The following is a 16,642-nucleotide window of genomic DNA, read 5'->3' as shown; positions in this document are numbered from 1 at the left end:
CTCATTCGCAAGAGCTTGCCAGTTGCGAATTATTGTCATATGCATTTGCGCCTATGACCGATCATGGAGTTCTGTGTGCGTTCGATCCCTCGTATCCTTATGGCGGCAATCGCCCTTGCTGTGCTCTCCGCCTGTTCGGATAGCGGGCGCGGCGGCAACGAGGCTTCGGCCGACGCCGGTTCCGGCGTTGCAGATGGCAAGCCGATGGTCGTGACGACCTTCAGCATCGTCGCCGATCTGGCGCGCAATGTCGGCGGTGAAGAAGCGGAGGTCGTTTCAATCGTGCCAATCGGGGCGGATGTGCATACCTATCAGCCGACGCCCCCGGCCATCGCCTCGATCCAGTCTGCCGATCTGCTGCTTTGGAACGGCCTCAATCTGGAAATCTGGTTCGAGCGGTTCCTCGAAGGCATCGACGCGCCGTCCATTCTTGTGTCTGAGGGTGTGGAGCCGATCTCCATCGGCGTGGACGGGGCCGACGTGCCGAATCCGCACGCCTGGATGAGCCTCAGCAATGCCCGCCTCTACGTTGAGAATATCCGCGAAGCGCTCATCGAAATCGACCCGGACAGCGAAGAGGCCTACCGCGCCAACGCCGAATCCTACCTTGCGAAAATCGATGCCTTGGATGGCACGCTGCGTGAGCGACTCGCCGCGGTGCCCGAGGAGCGCCGCGTTCTGGCGACATCGGAAGGCGCGTTCTCCTATCTCGCGCGCGATCTCGGCCTGCGCGAACTTTATATCTGGCCTATGAATGCCGATGCGCAGGGCACACCCGACCAGATGCGGGTCATGATTACCGATGTCCGGCAGAGCGGCGCACCGGCCGTCTTCTCCGAAAGCACCGTCTCCGACAAACCCGCCAGACAGGTCGCGCGCGAAGCGGGCGTTGCCTATGGCGGCGTTCTCTATGTCGACAGCCTTTCGGAGCCGGGCGGACCGGTGCCAAGTTATCTCGATCTGATGACAGTGACGACGGACGCCATTGCGAAGGCGTTGGAACGATGAGCGCCCGCCGCATGGATCGAGCGCCCGGCAGCCCCTTGGCGGAGATGAACGGCGGCCTTGTCATCGACAACGTCACGGTCACCTACCGCAATGGCCATACGGCGCTTCGGGGCGCCAGCTGCACCATGCCGACCGGCACCATTTCCGCTCTCGTCGGCATCAATGGCGCGGGAAAATCCACCCTATTCAAGGCAATCATGGGTTTCGTGCCACTGGCCGAGGGCTCGGTTCGCGTGTTCGGAGGAACGGTGAGCGAGGCTCGCCGCGCAAACTGCATCGCCTACGTGCCCCAGGCCGAGGAGGTCGACTGGACCTTTCCGGTGCTGGTGCGCGATGTGGTGATGATGGGCCGATACGGCCATATGGGATGGCTGCGCCGCGCGCGACGGCGGGACCATGAGAAAGTGGCCGGTGCGCTGGCTCGGGTCGGGATGCAGGATTACGCCACCCGCCAGATCGGCGAACTTTCCGGCGGCCAGAGGAAACGCGTTTTCCTGGCCCGTGCGCTGGCCCAGCAGGCCGATCTGATTTTGCTCGACGAGCCTTTTACCGGCGTCGATGTCGGCACCGAAGAGAAGATCATTTCGCTCCTGCGCGAATTGCGGGAAGAAGGCTCCGTCATTCTGGTCTCCACGCACGACCTCGGCTCGGTGCCTGAATATTGCGACAGGACCGTCTTCGTGCGCGGCACGGTTCTGGCGAGCGGTCCGACCGCCGAGGTCTTCAATCCCGACAATCTGAAGGAGGCCTTCGGCGGCACGCTGCGCCATTTCGTGCTGGCCGGCACCGATCTGCACGAGGATCACGATGAGCGGCACCTGACCGTCATCACCGATGAGGAACGGCCCTTCGTGCTCTACGGCGACGAACACCAGCCGCATAAGGCGGCAGATGACGGCGTGCCTGAAATCGAAGATGACGAGCCGACAAGGTGATGAGCCTCTTCGAACCCTTCACCTATGAATATATGCGCAATGCGATCCTGCTGGCGTCGCTGACCGGCGCGGTCTGCGCCTTCCTGTCCGCTTTCGTCATGCTGAAGGGCTGGTCGCTGATCGGCGATGCGCTGTCTCACTCCATCGTGCCGGGTGTTGCCGGTGCCTATATGCTGGGTCTGCCCTTCGCCGCCGGGGCCTTCCTCTCCGGCGGGCTGGCGGCGGCGGCCATCATCGCCGTCAACCGGCGAACGCGGCTGAAGGAAGACGCCATTATGGGCATCATCTTCACCGCCTTCTTCGGACTCGGCCTTTTCATGGTGTCGCGCAATCCTGTTGCGGTGAATCTCGAAGCCATCGTGCTCGGCAATATCCTCGCCATCGCGCCGGCCGATGCCTTGCAGCTTCTGATAATCTCGACTGTGACGATGGCGGTACTGCTGCTCAGATGGAAGGATCTGGTCGTCGCCTTTTTCGACCCCGATCACGCCCGCAATGTCGGCATCGACCCGGACAGGATGCGGGTTCTGTTCTTCGCGCTGCTCGCCGCTTCGACCGTTGCGGCCCTCCAGACGGTTGGCGCGTTTCTGGTCATCGCCATGATCGTGACGCCGGGTGCGACGGCCTACCTTCTGACCGACCGGTTCGGAAGGCTGATCGCGCTGGCGGTGTTGATCGGAACGGCGACGTGCTTTTTCGGTGCATGGGCAAGCTGGTTTCTGAACGGCGCGACGGGCGGCGTGATCGTCGTTCTGCAGACGCTCGTCTTCCTTGCCGCTTTTATCTTCGCCCCGCGTCACGGCTTGATCGCGGCCAAGCGGCGTGGGCGGATGACGCGGCTTGGCCGCAAAAAGAGCAATCTGACCGGTTCGCCTGCCCCCATCGATGGACCGGCGCCATGATCGATGCAATCGTCAACAGCGTCGTGTTACCCTGGTCCTACGGTTTCATGCGCACCGCGCTGCTTACCACGCTGGTCGTGGCCGTTCCGATGGCCATGCTGTCCTGCATTCTGGTCCTGCGCGGCTGGTCGTTGATGGGCGATGCGATCAGCCACGCGGTTCTGCCCGGCGTCGTGTTGGCCTGGCTGGCCGGTCTGCCCATCGCGTTCGGGGCATTCTGCGCCGCGATGATCACCGCCCTTTCAGCAGGCTATCTGCAGGCCAATTCGAGGATCAAGCCGGACACGGCGCTCGGTATCGTGTTCGCCGGCATGTTCGGGCTTGGTGTGGTGCTTTTCGTGGCGTTCCCATCAGGCCTTCACCTGAACCACATCCTGTTCGGCGACATGCTCGGCATAAGGCGAAGCGACCTGGTACAGGCCATCGTGATCGGTCTTCTCACCACGATCTTCCTGCTCTTCATGCGGCGCGACCTCGAATTGATCACCTTCGACGAACAGCACGCGCGCGCCATAGGCATTCCGACGGGTCCTTTGAACACCGCGCTGCTTGCTGCGATCTCCATTCTGGTGGTCGCAGCGCTGCAGGCGGTCGGCATCATTCTCGCCATCGCGTTTCTTATCACCCCGGGTGCGACCGCCTTTCTTCTCGTTCGCCGCTTTTCCACAATGCTCGTCGTGAGTTCGGCCATCGCGGCCTTCAGCACGGTTTTCGGCCTGTGGGCAAGCTACTGGCTGGCGGCGAGCCCTTCTGCCTCCATCGTGCTGGTCATGACGGTCATTTTTGCCGCCGCATTTCTTCGCGAACAGATGGCCGATGGTGCGACAATGCGGCGACAAAGGCATCCGCTTCGTTAACTATCCATTCTTTCGACACGAAGTTGATGGAACCTTCCGGCGACAGGGACATTCAAACGTCCATAGACGTTCGTGGCGGGTGCGGGTTTTTTGAATGACCCAGACGTTTTCTGCTCCGGATGCTATGGTCTATCCGGCGTTTTTGCCGGGAGAGGGAAAGGAAACTCCATGTTCAAGAAAACAGCGATCGTTCTCGCATCCGTTGGCGCGCTTGGCGTAGCATCGGGCTGCACCACCACCGAACAGACCACGGCTGCCGGCGCTATCGGCGGCGCAGCTCTCGGCACCGCCATTGGCGGCAATGTCGAAAGCGCGGCTCTGGGCGCCATTGCAGGCGGTGCCGGCGGCTTCGTGCTCGGCAAGTCCACCGAGCGCAAGAACTACTGCGTGTACGAAGATTCGCGCGGCCGCCGTTACGAAGCCGAATGCCCGCGTAATTATCGCTAAGCCATTCGACGACAACTCCGAAAAGGCCGCCTGTTAGGCGGCCTTTTCACGCGGTTTTGCGCAAGTCCGCCTCACTGTCGAAATAACGGGTCAGCATGTCCCGCAGCGCGGCATGATTGATCGGCTTCGACAGATAATCGTTCATCCCGCTATCGAGACAGCGCTCTCGATCGCCCTTTAGCGCATGGGCCGTCACCGCGATGATCGGCGTGGGATCGAGACCATGCTTCTTCTCGATCCGCCGAATATGAGCCGTGGCTTCCAAGCCGTTCATCTTGGGCATGGAAACATCCATGAGAACCATTTGCGGCCGCTGCTTCAGAAACGCCTCGACCGCCAGTTCGCCATTCTCCACGACCTCGTAGGAATAGGGCAGGTTCTCCAGAATCTGCTCCATGACCATCTGGTTGACCTCATTATCCTCAGCAATCAGAAGATCGAGCCTTCCTGTGCTTGGCGATAGTAATTCATCGGAAGGCGCCGCGTCCGGCTTCCGACCTGCCGCACCTGCTTCGTCCGCATCGCCACCGTCCGGCAGAGGAATGCCCATCGGCTCGCCATCGCCCATCGTCTTTGTAGGAGCCGTTCCGCCCCCGGCGGGAATCGTGGTCTCGGTGGGCTGAAAGACGCGGCCGTTCGCCTGGCTATCGCCCGCGTCGTTCGTCCGACGCTCGTGAAGCACGGTGACGATCGCATCGAGCAGTATCGAGGAACGCGCCGGTTTGATGAGATAGCCATCGACGCCGATCTCGTTGCATTTCGACTGATTGATCCCATGATCGACGGATGTGAGCATGACGATCGACAGATCATTGAAGGAAGGGTTCGCTCGTATGGCGCGCGCAACCTCTTCGCCGTTCATGACCGGCATCTGATAGTCCAGAACAAGGCAATCGACGGGCATCCCGGCTTTCCTGGCGGCCTCCAGAATGGCCATACCCTCAGTGCCGGACGTGGCGGCGCAGGCATCGAAGCTCCAGGATGCCATCTGTTCCAGCAGGATCGAACGATTGACCGAATTGTCGTCGATAATGAGAACGCGCGCGCCTGAAACGTCGGTGTGAACGATCTTGGCGGGCAACTGGTCTTCGGCAAGCGGCAGCGTCAGTTTGAGCGCAAAGGTCGTGCCTTCGCCAAATGTGCTTTCGACGCCGATGGTGCCATCCATCAGTTCGATCAGCCGCGCGGTGATGGCCAGTCCGAGACCCGTGCCTTCGTGGCGGCGGGTGGACGATGTATCGACCTGGCTGAACTTGTCGAAAACCGATTGCAGCTTGTCGGCGGGAATGCCGATGCCCGTATCCTGCACGCTGATCGTCAGTGCAAGACCGTCCGCTTTGGCGGCTCCGCTGACATCGACCAGAACATGGCCTTCCTCGGTGAATTTGACGGCGTTGCCCACCAGATTGGTAACGATCTGCCGGACCCGGCCGACATCCCCGATCACATGGGTCGGCAGATCGGGCGCATAGCGGACGATGAGCTCCAGATCCTTTTCCTTGGCCCGCACGCTCATGAGCGTTGCGACGTCCTGAATCGCCTCCTCGAGATCAAACGGGCTCTCCTTCAGGACCAGTTGCCCGGCATCGATCTTGGAGAAATCCAGAATGTCGTTGATGATGGTGAGAAGCGCATTGCCGCTTTTGAGAATAACGTCCGTGAAGGTGCGCTGCTTGCCGGACAGGTTCGTGCTGGATAGCAATTCCGCCATGCCGAGTACGCCATTCATCGGCGTGCGGATTTCATGGCTCATATTCGCCAGGAATTCGCTTTTCGCACGATCAGCCAGTTCTGCCTGCTTGCGCGCTTCCGCCAGTTCGGCTTCCCGCTCGCGTGCTTCCGTGACATCGATCGTCGAGCCGAGCAGGAAGGGCTCGCCATTCAGTTCCAGGCGGCTCTTGCTGGAGTGCTGATATTGGGTACTGCCATCGGGCAACAGCCGCGTTTCGGCGATCTCGATGCCCTCGTGGGCTCGACCTTCCTCGAACTCCCGCATGACAAAGGCATCGTTTTCGGCGAAGGTCACACCGGATTCGCCGAACAGTTCGACATCCGTCTTGCCGATCACCGCGTGACGATCGAGCTGGCTCATACGACCCCAGCTCTCATTGGCGTAGGTCAGACGCCCTTCCACATCCTTGGTGTAGATTGCGACCGGCACGTTATCGACGATTTCGCGGAACAGTTCGATCTCTTCGAGCGATTTCTCCAGATCGTCCTGAATGCGTTTTTCTTTGGACAGATCCACACGGATCATGACGAGCAGGCCGTCATCGGTGCGCACATCGATCGCCCGGTACCAGCTGCCGTCTCGCCGCCGTCGTTCGTAGCAGCGATAGGGCTCGTCGTAATACTGCTCCATCGCATCGATCCAGGCATCTTCGTCCTGGCCGTAAAGCGCATTGATCCGCTCGTCCTGGACGTAGCGGTAAAGGCCGTTGCGATAGCCGATCCGTAGCGTATCACGTAACGTCTGGCCCGGTTCGTGCATTCCTTCTGCGATTTTCTGGCGCATCCGCTTGTTGATGAGAAGCAGATTGTTGTTCTCATCGTAGATCAGAACGTCGAGATGCAGGCTGTCCAGAACGCTCACAAGCCTTTGCCGCATGGCTTCGGACCTGAGTTCCGCCTGTTTCTGTTCGGTGATGTCGACGCGAATGCCCACGAAGAAACCGTTCGGCAGGCGGCGATTGAACGCCTTGAACCAACGGCCGTCCGGCAATTGATGTTCGTCGACCCGCTCCGGCTCGTCGTAGAAGCGCTCCATCGCATCGAGCCAGGTTTCGATATCCTCATCGTAGAGAGCAACGGTCTTTTCATCGCCTATATTGCGGAAATAGCCGCGCTCGCGACCGAGGCGGAACGCATCGCGCAACGTGCCACCCGGCTTTCTGTGAAAATCCTGCATTTCCGGCATAAGCGTGTTCACCATACCGTTTGCCATGACGAAACGATTGTTCTCGTCATAGACCACGACGGAGGCCGGCATCGATTCGACGATTGATTCCAACTGCTCGTGGATCGCCTGAAGACGAAGTTCGGCTTTCTTTTGTTCGGTTATGTCGAATCGGACGCCGATAAACGTTCCGTCTTCATGGCGGAAATAGGCGCTTTCGATCCAACGCCCGTCCCGAAGACGTCGTATGGTCGTCTCGCTCAGCGGTTTCGACCACCTTTGCAGAGTGGCATCGATCCATTTCTGCGGGTCTTCGTGAAACAGACGGTTCTGTTCTTCATTGTCGATATAATCGAACAGCTTGTTTTCGACAGCCGAACGCACGACTTCGCCCAAGGTCGTCCCTTCGGTCCGGACTGCCTTCAGTTCAGGTTCGGCCTGGAGCGCTTTCGCATTGGCGAAGACGAAATGGTCGTCCTTGTCGTACATGACGATCTGCGCGGGAACGGTATCGAGAACCATTTCGAGCTTTTGGCGGGAGCGTCTGGTTTCGCAGAGCGCCTGCCGCAACGTTGTGACGTCGATCAGAAATTCGACCCGGTCGCCATATTCGGTCTTGTGCTGGCGGATCTGATAGACGCGACCGTCCCTGTTCCTTATTTCGAGCGGCACGCCCGTCGCTTCATGCCGGCGGGCGATCGCGTTCTCGATCCAGCTTTCCTCGATTCCGACCAGTTTGGGCGCCCAGCCGCTATAGGCGTAGAATGTCAGAAATTCCCTATAGGTCTGGCCGGGATAGACCTTGTCGGGCCCGTCGGCCACCTGTCGGATCACATCATTGGCGAAGACCAGCCGGTCCTCGCTGTCCCAAACCATGAAGCCGGCATTCATGGTGTTCATGGCGGCCTCGAAACGACGGATATAGTCCGACGTAGCGCTCGTTTCCTGCCACAGCTCCAAAGTTTTCACATCAGGGGAAACGGACTCTGCCTGCGCATCAGGCCGGTCCGACCGAATGCGGCGAGCAACGCCTTCGAACCCTTCGAAAACACCGCTTTCCGAAACAATCGGGGTTCCAGAAAGGCTGAGTTCACCCTGCCCGTCCGGCGCCGGGACGCGAACCTCTTCGAACGGTTCCGCGTCGGCGAGCAAGGCTCCCAGATCGCGCGATCCGGCGATCAATTCCGAAAAAGTTCGAAGCAGCCGGCGCGCCGGCTTTTGGCCGTTGGTCGGAATCACCGATACGGTTTGGCCCGCCTCATTGGTTGCCCATACCCAGTCGGCGCTTAGCGCAAGGAGACCGGCCAGCCGCGGATGGTCCAGTTCCCTAACGGTCGTTGCTTCGCCTAAAGGTCTGTTATGTGGCGCCATTCCGCCCTGTCCTGGCCCTCTTGAGTACGAACTATGAGCAGAGACTAGGCCTCACATCTTGAATGAACGTTAACGTTAACAGCGATTTTAAGGGATGACCGAACGGCAACCGCAGCGTCCATGAGCCTGCGGAAACCTTCGGGATGTATGGCAGGGAGCCTGATTGCGCTGGAATATCGGCCACCCGGGCCAATGCTGAAGTCTGCCGGGACGTCAGCAACAGACGAACTGGTACTCCCAAGGGGAATCGAACCCCTGTTTCCGCCGTGAGAGGGCGGCGTCCTGACCGCTAGACGATGGGAGCATCCGGTCCAGGGGGCGGCATATAAGCCCGCCGGGCCGGCTTGGCAACGGCTAATGTCAGCGCGTGGTCTCGATGGCGATGTCGCCGATGACCGAACCATCGCGAATATCGATCTGAACAAGGCGCTCGGATGCCTCGCCCTTGATATGAAGCGTAACGCGCCGCCCTTCCGCGACCATATCGGCAATTGCTTCGCCCGGCTTAAGGCGCAGCGTTCCGCCGATGAGAGATGCGGCGGCGCTGCCATCGCGCAGCGTTGCAGATGCGGACCGGTCCGCCTCCTCATTCGGCGGTTCGGCGTTCCGATAGACAAGAATACCGATGACGACGATAAGAAGGCCGAATATGACGAGAAGATTGATGATCATGAACCGAAGCAGTTTGCCGCGCAGCCGCTCCGTCGCCGGATCGAGCGCGCTATCCTTGTTCTCTTCGGTCCCCGTCTGTGCGCCGGTCATGATCGCTTCCTGCTTCGTGATAAGTGCCGGATCCTGATAGACGAGTGAGCGTTCCGATGAAAGAGATCATCCTCGACGGCGCCGATGCGGGAAGGCGCATCGATCAGGCTTTGGCGGCGCGTCTTGCACCCGATCTGTCGCGGGGTCGGATCCAGGCATTGCTACGCGCGGGCGCCGTTACGATCGACAACGCGATCGTGGCCGAGCCAAAATCGAAACTCCCGGCAAGCGGCACGGTGCGCATCGTTCTGCCCGATGCGGAAGATCCCCTGCCCCGCCCGCAAGCCATTCCGCTGGATATTCTCTTCGAGGACGACGATATTATCGTCATCGACAAGCCAGTCGGCCTCGTAGTCCATCCGGGCGCCGGCGTGCCGGACGGCACCCTGGTGAACGCCCTCATTCATCACTGCGGAGACAGCCTGTCCGGTATTGGCGGCGTGAAGAGGCCCGGCATCGTTCACCGGCTCGACCGTGACACATCCGGCGTCATGGTGGTCGCGAAGACCGACCACGCCCACAGATCGCTATCGGCAGCCTTTGCCGCCCACGGACGCGATGGCGCCCTCGCGCGGGCCTATGTCGCTCTGTGCTGGGGTACGCCCGACCGAACCCTTGGCGTGATCGATGCGCCACTGGGCCGCTCATCCTCCGACCGGACCCGCCGAGCCGTCGTACCGGCGTCGAGGCCCGATGCGCGCCATGCCGTTACGCATTTCACCGTGGAGCGACAATTCGGCAGGAGAGAAAACGGAACGGCCACCGCGGCGCTGGTGGAGTGTCGCCTGGAAACGGGACGGACGCACCAGATACGCGTTCATATGGCCCATATCGGCCATCCCCTGATCGGCGATGCAACCTATGGCGCGGCCCATGCCACGAAAGCCAACAAGCTGCCGGAACATGCCAGAAACGCAGTCGAAGCATTTGCACGCCAGGCGTTGCACGCACGGCATCTTGCGTTTCATCACCCGCGGACAAACGAACGTCTGAGTTTCACGACCGAGCCGCCGGCCGATATGGCAACCCTCATCGACGCGTTGGGCGCGTGCGAAAACACCGCGAACATCAGCTAATATTACAGCGATTTTAGATATTTAACGGTTGCTAAATGAAACATCTCTGGCGTTTGGCCGTTATAATTACTACGTAAACCAGCTTTTCGGTCGTCTGAGGGATTACGAGGAACGACCGGCGCGGCTTGCCTCAAAAGGGAGCCGTTAACACCAAGGAGGGTGCTTTATGGCCCAGACATTACCAAGCGTTGCCACCGGTGAAGGGGGGCTGACGCGGTATCTGGAAGAAATCCGGCGCTTCCCCATGCTTCAACCGGATGAAGAATACATGCTCGCCAAGCGTTACGCCGAGCATGAGGACACCGAGGCTGCCCATAAGCTCGTAACGAGCCATCTGCGGCTCGTTGCCAAGATCGCGATGGGCTATCGCGGATACGGCTTGCCGATCGGCGAAGTGGTTTCCGAGGGCAATGTCGGCCTGATGCAGGCCGTTAAGAAATTCGAACCGGAGCGCGGTTTCCGCTTGGCGACCTACGCCATGTGGTGGATTCGCGCCGCCATTCAGGAATATATTCTTCGTTCATGGTCACTCGTCAAGATGGGCACGACGGCCAATCAGAAGCGGCTGTTCTTCAACCTGCGGAAGACAAAGAGCAAGATCCAGGCGCTGGAGGATGGCGACCTGCATCCCGATCAGGTCAAGGAGATCGCCACCCGTCTGAAGGTGACGGAAGAAGACGTGATCTCGATGAACCGCCGCCTGGGTGGCGATGCGTCGCTGAATGCGCCAATTCGCGCCAGCGAAGGTGAAAGCGGACAGTGGCAGGACTGGCTGGTCGACGAGAGCGAGAGCCAGGAAGACATGCTGCTGGAGCAGGACCAGCTGGAAACGCGCCGGGCGATGCTGTCCGATGCCATGGACATCCTGAACGATCGCGAGAAGCGCATCTTCCAGGCTCGGCGACTGTCGGAAGACCCGATCACGCTGGAGGAACTATCCGGCGAGTTCGGGGTCAGCCGCGAACGCGTTCGCCAGATCGAAGTCCGTGCCTTCGAGAAGGTTCAGGAACAGATGCAGGACGCCGCCAAGAAACTGGAACAGAACACGCCAACCGAGGCGCTGAGTGCATCGTAACGTCTACGCTGTGGGGACCGTATCGTCGGTCCCCATAGTTCGTTTCATATGGGTGTTCCTACTGGCCGACTGTCAGGAGCGGGTGCGCCATATGTGCGAGCGCATCGTTGAATCTGGAAATAAGGCGGGCATCCGTTAATTAGCCGCTGGCCATGACAAACCCTACCCAAGCCGGCCTATGCTTTTTCTGAGCCTTCCCTTCGTTGCCATATTCGCGTTGACGCACCTGTTTATTGGTCGCTTGCGCTTTCTGGCGTCTGTACCGAGAAGCCGTTGGCTGTCCGCCGCTGGCGGCGTGGCGGTCGCCTACGTCTTCCTTCACATCCTGCCGGAGCTGGCCGAGCACCAGGCGGTTTTCGCCGAGGCTCTGCAAACCGGCGTCGCCGGCGCGGATATGGGGATCTATATTCTGGCGCTGGCTGGTCTTGTGGTCTTTTACGGGCTGGAACGGGCGGCCAAATTGTCCCTCGGACGCGCACGGCAGGACCGGCGGTCTGACGCGGTCGGTGCGGACATCTTCTGGCTCCATATCGCGTCTTTCACCCTCTATAATGTTCTGATCGGCTATCTGCTGTTTCATCGCGAAGAGCCGGGTGTCCGCTCGCTCATCTTCTATGGCGTGGCCATGGCGCTGCATTTCGTGACCAACGATTTCGGACTGCGCGAAGACCACAAGGACCGCTACGATCGGATCGGCCGCTGGTGCCTTGCGGCCGCGGTCATCGTCGGTTTCGGCCTCGGTGCGACTGTGACCATTCCCGAAGTCGGTATAGGTTTTCTTTTCGCCTTTCTGGCAGGCGGGGTTGTTCTCAACGTCTTGAAAGAGGAACTGCCGGAAGAACGCGAAAGCCGCTTCTTGCCATTCATTCTTGGAACAGCTGGCTATTCGGCGCTGATGCTTCTGGTCTGATGCGCCAGGAGGGCGGTGGGGCGGCCTTTACGAATAGAGGCTCGTTTTCTCGGCCACCTTCGAACAGACGGGCATGCAGGCCGCTCAGCTATCCGCCAGCGGATTTTGCTGCCAGTAATCGAGCACCTCATCCACGACGTCGGTGCCGGGCAGCCCCTTTTCCATCGTGAAGAGCGCCCGCCGCCCCGCTTCCAGGATGACCAGCAGATCGATCCAGTCCCGATTGCGGATCAGTTCGAGATTGGCCTGCCGGGCCTGCTGCCCTTCATCCAGCATCATCAGGAAAAAATTGCTGCCGATTTCGGCGGGAAAGGCGTTGAGCGGATTGCCGGGCGCGGCCTCGCTTTCCTTGAACATCATCCGGAGGATATTGCGCACGCTGCGTCCGGGCTCCTGGGTCGTGGGCTCGAAAATCACTTCGATCACGTGGCTGGCCGGCAATGAACGGTCGCCATTACGGCGCATCGTCATCCGCATCGATGTGCCGGTGTCGGGGATGTAGAGATCGGCGCGTAGGGCCGGCTCGACTTCCATATCGGGCCCCGGCTGCTCCTGCACCTTGCTCCACACCACGCTTCCCTGCAACCGGCGCAACTCTTCATTGGCCGTCCGCTCTTCCGAATAGATGGCGCGCTGACCGACCTGCACGGCCGGCTGCGCCTGGGCGTCGTCCTGTGGATTTTCTGCTGCTGCGCTGTCTGTCGGCTGCCCCTCCTGCTCCGCATCGGCGCGCGCGACGGTCAGCGGTGCGACCGAGGTGCCCTCGCCGAACTCGTCGACGGGTTCGCCTGCCGGCCCGGCATCGCTTTCGGAGCCATCCGGCGAAAGGCGCTGCGTAAACTTCTCCGGGCGGGTTTGGTCGGTATCGGCGTCCGTCGGCGACACCGTATCGGAAGCACTGTCTGCGGGCGCATCGATGGCCGAACCGGCATCGTCGCCGAGCAGGCCATCGAACGTGTCCTCGATTGCGGCGATCTGCTCGTCGCCGAATTCAGGCACGAAATAGGCCGCGGCCCCAAGCCCGCCGGCAAGCAGAAGAACGATCAGGGCGGCGGCGATCACACCCCAGCGTCTCGGCTTGCGTTCGGCCGGACGCCGATCGGCGACGCGAGACTGTTCCTCCGGTCGTTCCGACGTGTCTGCGTCGGGCTCGGCGGGTTCGGTCAGACGGGAATCATGGTCTGCGCCATCATGAAGCGGGGCGACCATGACCGTGTCGGACGTGTCCGCTGTCACTTCATCGAGCGGGCTGGTCGGCTCGTCGGCGCGCGGCATCTCCTGCTCGAACGGCTCGGGCGTCAGTTCAGGTGCGGCATTGGCGAGCTCTGGCGCGTCCGCCGGTGGCGGCGGTGGCGACGCTTTGCCTTCGCCGATCATCTCGCTGAAGACGGGATCGTCGACATAAGCCGATCCCGTGTCGGGCCGCGCGGTCGGTTCGTCCGAGGACGGATCGTCGTAGAGCGTTTCTTCCGGCGGCGAGACCGGTTCCGGCTCGTCCGCCTGGCGGTTGTCGAACACGGGTTCCGGCGCAGGCTCGGCCGAGGCTGACTGGATGCGTTGCGCCTCTTCGGTGCCCAGCACATCGCCCAGCTCGTCTTGGAACCGGTAATCGTCCTCGACGGCGCGAATGGCGCGCTCCACCACCGCCATGTTGCGGTCGATGACTGACCGGTCGGCGTCGGGCTTGGCCGCCAGAAGCTTCGCCTTGATCTGCGCTCGGGCCTTGTCATAGACCTTGGCGCGAATGCCGGCATCGTGACGGGGAAGACCCTCGATCGTCTTTTTCAGAACCGCCGCGATATCCGCCATTCGTCTGCTACCTTTGCCCGTCCTGCTTATTCATTCGCGCCAGTTCAACGGCGCGGAATAGCGGGAACGTAACGATTTTCACTGATCTTTCAAATCGCGTCGCCATCTCACCGTCAATAGCGTCTCAATCCTGGAAGGGATCTGTGACCAAAATGGTGTCGTCGCGCTCCGGCGAGGTCGAGAGCATAGCCACCGGTGCGCCGATCAATTCTTCGATCCGGCGCACATATTTGATCGCCTGCGCCGGCAAATCGGCCCACCGCCGCGCGCCCACCGTGGTTTCGCTCCACCCTTCGAACATCTCGTAGACCGGCTCGACCCTGTTCTGCAGATGGGCGCTTGCCGGCAGATAATCGATCTCTTCGCCATCGAGTCTGTAGCCCGTGCAGATCGCGATCTCGTCCAGCCCGTCGAGCACGTCGAGCTTGGTAAGCGCAATGCCCGATATGCCGTTGATCGCCACGCTCTGGCGAACCAGCACGGCGTCGAACCAGCCGCAGCGCCGCTGCCGGCCGGTAACGGTGCCGAATTCATGGCCGCGCTCGCCCAGCGTCTGGCCGATCTCGTTCAGCTGCTCGGTCGGAAACGGCCCCTCGCCCACGCGCGTCGTATAGGCTTTCGTGATGCCGAGCACGTAATCGATGGCGTTCGGCCCGAGACCGGAGCCCGCCGCGGCCTGCCCGGCCACCACATTGGATGAGGTGACGAAGGGATAGGTGCCGTGGTCGACGTCCAGAAGGCTGCCTTGCGCGCCTTCGAACAGAATGCGCTCGCCAGCCCGTCTCTTGGCGTCCAGCACGCTCCAGACGCGGTCGATGAACGGTGCGATCACCGGTGTGACTTCCGCCAGTTCGTCAAGCAGCGTCTGCGCATCGATCTCGTCCACGCCGAGCCCGCGCCGCAGCGGGTTGTGATGGGCCAGAACACGCTCGATTTTCGACGGCAGAACGTCGGGGTTCAGGAGATCCAGCGCCTTGATCGAACGGCGGCCGACCTTGTCCTCGTAAGCCGGGCCGATGCCGCGGCCCGTCGTGCCGATCCGCGTGCCCTCGGCGGCGCGTTCCTCGCGCAGGCGGTCGAGTTCGCCATGCAGCGACAGGATGAGCGGCACGTTCTCCGCGATCTTCAGCACATCGGGTGTGATCGAAACGCCTTGCGCTTCCAGCCGACCGAGTTCGGCGATGAAGGCGCGCGGATCGAACACCACGCCATTGCCGATCACCGATAGTTTGCCGCGCACGACACCGGAGGGTAGCAGCGACAGCTTGTAGGACGTGCCGTCGATGACGAGCGTGTGCCCGGCATTGTGGCCGCCCTGGAAGCGAACGACGACATTGGCACGGTCGGAGAGCCAGTCGACGATCTTGCCCTTGCCCTCGTCGCCCCATTGGGACCCTACCACCACCACATTGGCCATTTGCTGCTCCGGCTCACGGTTTGAAATCGAGACAGCGGGTCCGGCCATGCGAACGCAATCCGACTGTCGGCAAACGCGCGCCTTATAGCGGGTGAATGCGGTCTTGCCGACCACCCCACCGACAAATTTGTAATAGCACTGCATGCCGGCAGCTGTTTCGGGGACACATCGACGCTTGCTTCGGCCGTCCATCGCGAAGTAGGCCAGCATTCATGCGCGCATCCAACCCGACCTCCCTGCCCATCAGCCCTGCCATCGCCGCCTACGGAATGCTGACGCTGACCACACTGTTCTGGGGTGCGAACGCCGTGGCGGGACGCATGGCGAGCGGGCACGTTTCGCCTGGCATGCTGACGATGCTGCGCTGGCTCGTCGCTCTCATTGTTCTACTGGCGATCAGCGGGCCGCGGCTTCGCGACGACTGGCCGAAGCTACGCCGTGCCCTGCCTCATCTCATGGTTCTTGGCAGTCTCGGTTTTGCGCTTTTCAATATCCTGCTTTATTCGGCGCTCAATTTCACCACCGCGATCAACGCAGCCATCGCCCAGGGTGGCATGCCGGTGGCAATCTTTCTGTTGAACTTTCTGATCTTTCGTATGCGACCGGGCATCCTTCAGATCGTCGGTCTGATTCTGGGCCTGTGCGGCGTCGCCATGGTCGCGGCGCAGGGCGATCCGGCCAATCTGGCGACCTTACAGATCAACCGCGGCGACGCCCTGCTGCTGCTGGCCGTGCTCGTCTATGCATCCTATACGGTGGCCTTGCGCTCCAAGCCTGCCGCGCTTCACTGGCAATCCACCATGACAGGCATGTCGGCAGGTGCGCTGATTGCCGCTATCCCTTACGCCTTCTGGGAAGCAGCGAACGGCGACCTCCTGATGCCGGACGCGACCGGCTGGGGCGTCGTCCTCTTCGCCGCGATCTTTCCGTCTATCTTCAGCCAGAGCCTCTATATTCGCGGCAACGAACTGATCGGCGGCAACCGCGCCGGCCTCTTCATCAATCTGGTGCCCATCTGGGGCACGCTACTGGCCGTGATCGTACTTGGCGAGACGTTCGAACTCTGGCAGGCCCTGTCGCTCGGCCTGATCTTCAGCGGCATCGCACTTGCCGAGCGGTTCAAACCGAAGACCTGATGAAAAAACGGCGGGCGCTGACGCCCGCCGCTTCGGTTTCC

13 protein-coding genes and 1 tRNA gene are annotated in these 16,642 nt (G+C 61.1%); 9 read left to right on the top strand and 5 right to left on the bottom strand.

Annotated features, from left to right (window positions below; all coding sequences use genetic code 11):
* Positions 1-63 precede the first annotated feature (63 nt).
* From B7H23_RS07035 to B7H23_RS07015, 5 genes are all read left to right on the top strand, one after another.
* Entirely contained in the window at positions 64-1,008 is a 945-nt protein-coding gene (locus tag B7H23_RS07035; RefSeq protein WP_420814465.1) for a metal ABC transporter substrate-binding protein, read from the top strand.
* On the top strand, positions 1,005-1,943 hold the full coding sequence (locus B7H23_RS07030) for a manganese/iron ABC transporter ATP-binding protein (protein ID WP_420814464.1): 939 nt from the start codon (positions 1,005-1,007) through the stop codon (positions 1,941-1,943). Before B7H23_RS07035 ends, B7H23_RS07030 begins: the two co-directional genes overlap by 4 nt.
* Positions 1,943-2,845, top strand: coding sequence for a metal ABC transporter permease (locus B7H23_RS07025; protein WP_094076583.1), 903 nt, complete (start codon positions 1,943-1,945; stop codon positions 2,843-2,845). The genes B7H23_RS07030 and B7H23_RS07025 overlap by 1 nt, the downstream gene beginning before the upstream one ends.
* The gene (locus tag B7H23_RS07020; protein WP_420814473.1) at positions 2,845-3,702 is read left to right on the top strand and encodes a metal ABC transporter permease; all 858 of its coding nucleotides are present in this window, start codon (positions 2,845-2,847) and stop codon (positions 3,700-3,702) included. Before B7H23_RS07025 ends, B7H23_RS07020 begins: the two co-directional genes overlap by 1 nt.
* A 168-nt stretch (positions 3,703-3,870) precedes the next feature.
* Entirely contained in the window at positions 3,871-4,149 is a 279-nt protein-coding gene (locus tag B7H23_RS07015; RefSeq protein WP_094076581.1) for a hypothetical protein, read from the top strand.
* A gap of 46 nt (positions 4,150-4,195) precedes the next feature.
* Here the strand turns inward: B7H23_RS07015 and B7H23_RS07010 are convergent, their stop codons facing one another.
* The 3 genes from B7H23_RS07010 to B7H23_RS07000 all read right to left on the bottom strand — a co-directional run bounded on the left by B7H23_RS07010 (position 4,196) and on the right by B7H23_RS07000 (position 9,178).
* Complete coding sequence (locus tag B7H23_RS07010; RefSeq protein WP_094076580.1) at positions 4,196-8,416, bottom strand: response regulator; 4,221 nt, start codon at positions 8,414-8,416, stop codon at positions 4,196-4,198.
* A gap of 229 nt (positions 8,417-8,645) precedes the next feature.
* Positions 8,646-8,720, bottom strand: a tRNA-Glu gene (locus tag B7H23_RS07005).
* Between the two features lie 56 nt (positions 8,721-8,776).
* Entirely contained in the window at positions 8,777-9,178 is a 402-nt protein-coding gene (locus tag B7H23_RS07000) for a hypothetical protein (RefSeq protein WP_094076579.1), read from the bottom strand.
* A gap of 56 nt (positions 9,179-9,234) precedes the next feature.
* Here B7H23_RS07000 and B7H23_RS06995 point away from each other — a divergent pair, with 56 nt between their 5' ends.
* The 3 genes from B7H23_RS06995 to B7H23_RS06985 all read left to right on the top strand — a co-directional run bounded on the left by B7H23_RS06995 (position 9,235) and on the right by B7H23_RS06985 (position 12,239).
* Complete coding sequence (locus B7H23_RS06995) at positions 9,235-10,254, top strand: RluA family pseudouridine synthase (RefSeq protein WP_094076578.1); 1,020 nt, start codon at positions 9,235-9,237, stop codon at positions 10,252-10,254.
* 166 nt (positions 10,255-10,420) lie between these two features.
* Complete coding sequence (gene rpoH / locus B7H23_RS06990) at positions 10,421-11,329, top strand: RNA polymerase sigma factor RpoH (RefSeq protein ID WP_094076577.1); 909 nt, start codon at positions 10,421-10,423, stop codon at positions 11,327-11,329.
* A gap of 178 nt (positions 11,330-11,507) precedes the next feature.
* Complete coding sequence (locus B7H23_RS06985) at positions 11,508-12,239, top strand: hypothetical protein (protein WP_094076576.1); 732 nt, start codon at positions 11,508-11,510, stop codon at positions 12,237-12,239.
* An 84-nt stretch (positions 12,240-12,323) separates the two neighbouring features.
* Here the strand turns inward: B7H23_RS06985 and B7H23_RS06980 are convergent, their stop codons facing one another.
* Together B7H23_RS06980 and B7H23_RS06975 are read right to left on the bottom strand one after the other, a co-directional pair.
* Positions 12,324-14,048, bottom strand: a complete 1,725-nt coding sequence (locus B7H23_RS06980) for a hypothetical protein (protein WP_094076575.1) — start codon at positions 14,046-14,048, stop codon at positions 12,324-12,326.
* A gap of 124 nt (positions 14,049-14,172) precedes the next feature.
* Entirely contained in the window at positions 14,173-15,465 is a 1,293-nt protein-coding gene (locus B7H23_RS06975) for an adenylosuccinate synthase (protein WP_094076935.1), read from the bottom strand.
* Between the two features lie 212 nt (positions 15,466-15,677).
* On the opposite strand from B7H23_RS06975, the gene B7H23_RS06970 reads away from it, so the two are divergent.
* Complete coding sequence (locus tag B7H23_RS06970) at positions 15,678-16,601, top strand: DMT family transporter (RefSeq protein ID WP_094076574.1); 924 nt, start codon at positions 15,678-15,680, stop codon at positions 16,599-16,601.
* The last annotated feature ends 41 nt before the right edge of the window (positions 16,602-16,642 follow it).

This window comes from Notoacmeibacter marinus, from assembly GCF_002238045.1.
In the GTDB taxonomy this organism is placed as follows: Bacteria; Pseudomonadota; Alphaproteobacteria; order Rhizobiales; family Rhizobiaceae; genus Notoacmeibacter; species Notoacmeibacter marinus.
Note: the sequence above shows the minus strand (reverse complement) of the source record. Positions and strands in the feature narration are given on the sequence as shown.